The organism is Corallococcus sp. AB049A, assembly GCF_003668885.1.
GTDB lineage: Bacteria > Myxococcota > Myxococcia > Myxococcales > Myxococcaceae > Corallococcus > Corallococcus interemptor.
This window is the reverse complement of the sequence record NZ_RAWL01000798.1, coordinates 1-1,282: the sequence shown is the minus strand read 5'-3', so window position 1 is coordinate 1,282 and position 1,282 is coordinate 1. Positions and strand designations below refer to the sequence as shown.

Below are 1,282 nucleotides of genomic sequence, written 5' to 3'. Positions count from 1 at the left end.
CGCCTGAGGCCACGCCTCCGCCTCCCGCCACGCCCCGCCCCACGGAGGGCGCCGAGAATTCCAAGCCGGTCACCGTCGGTGACTACCTGGCGAAGATCCGCGGCTTCATCGGACAGCAGGACTTCAATACCGCGAAGGTCCTCGCCAACGACTGCGTTGTCCAACACCCGGATGCGCCGCAGTGCCGGCTGTTCCTGAGCGTGATTGAAGCCAGATTCCGGAATCTGCAAGCCAGCGCCGAACACTACGAAGCCTTCGTGCGGCTGAGTCCCGAAGGTGATCCCAACCGCGCGCGAGCCATCGAACTGCTGTATTCATCGGACTTCGATCCGGATCCATTCGACGTGGTGCTCCTGCTGGGACAGCTGACCGAGGAGTCGCCCGGGATTGCATCGCAAGCCTCGGCGGCCTCCGGGCGCAGTGACCGGGATTGGAGCAGGTTGTTCTCCAAGCGGGCCGCCGAGTACGCCAAGAGAGGGAAGTACTACGAAGCGCTCGGCCCAGCACGAATGTGCGTCCTGCTCACGCCCCAGAATGCGGACTGCCATCTCATTCTGGGCGACAGCTATCAGCGCATCTCCAAACGCAAGCAGAGCCGCGATCACTATCTATTGTTCCTGTCGCTCGCCCCCGAGCCCCATCCCGCCAGGGGACGTGTCAGCGCCATCATCAAGTGATGACCGGTCCCCGTGGAACCCCAGGCCCTCCGCCACCTCCACGCCCGTCAGCTCGCGCCAGGCCCCTTCCGCCACGTCCAGCGCCACCCGCCCCACCGCCTCGCGGTGCAGCGTGAGCACCGGGTGCCCCACGGCCGCGAGCATCCGCTTCACCTGGTGATGCCGCCCCTCCGTGAGCGTGAGTTCCACCACGCCGGGTGCGCGGAGCGCGGCCTCCGCCGGACGCGTGGGGCCGTCCTCCAGCGTCAATCCCTCTCGCAGCCGCGTGAGCGCAGCCTCCGTGGGCAGCCCCTCCACCCGCGCCACGTACCGCTTGGGCAGGTGCGTCTCCGGCGCCGTCGCGTGCCGCACCAGCCGTTCATCGTTGGTGAAGAGCAGCAGGCCCGTGGTGTCCCGGTCCAAGCGGCCCACCGCGTACCACTCGAAGCCTTGAAGCTGCGGCGGCAGCACCTCGCGCAGCCTTTCGAAGACAGTGCCCACGCCCTCCGGATCCGAGCCGTGCACCACCGGCCCCGCGGGCTTGTGGAACATCAACACCCGCACCTCGCGTGACAGCGCGCGCTCCACGCCGTCCACGCGCACCCGCGTCCCCTCCCCCACCGGCG

General features: G+C 68.4%; 1 protein-coding gene and 1 pseudogene. One reads left to right on the top strand and one right to left on the bottom strand.

Features of this window, described 5'->3' with window-relative positions:
- A pseudogene (locus tag D7X55_RS43790) lies at nt 1-677 on the top strand (hypothetical protein); the annotation flags it as partial.
- Here the strand turns inward: D7X55_RS43790 and D7X55_RS39470 are convergent.
- Nucleotides 609-1,282: pseudouridine synthase (locus D7X55_RS39470; protein WP_147470425.1), on the bottom strand; the 674-nt coding region annotated here is incomplete at its 5' end. The pseudogene D7X55_RS43790 and the gene D7X55_RS39470 sit on opposite strands and share 69 nt — an antisense overlap.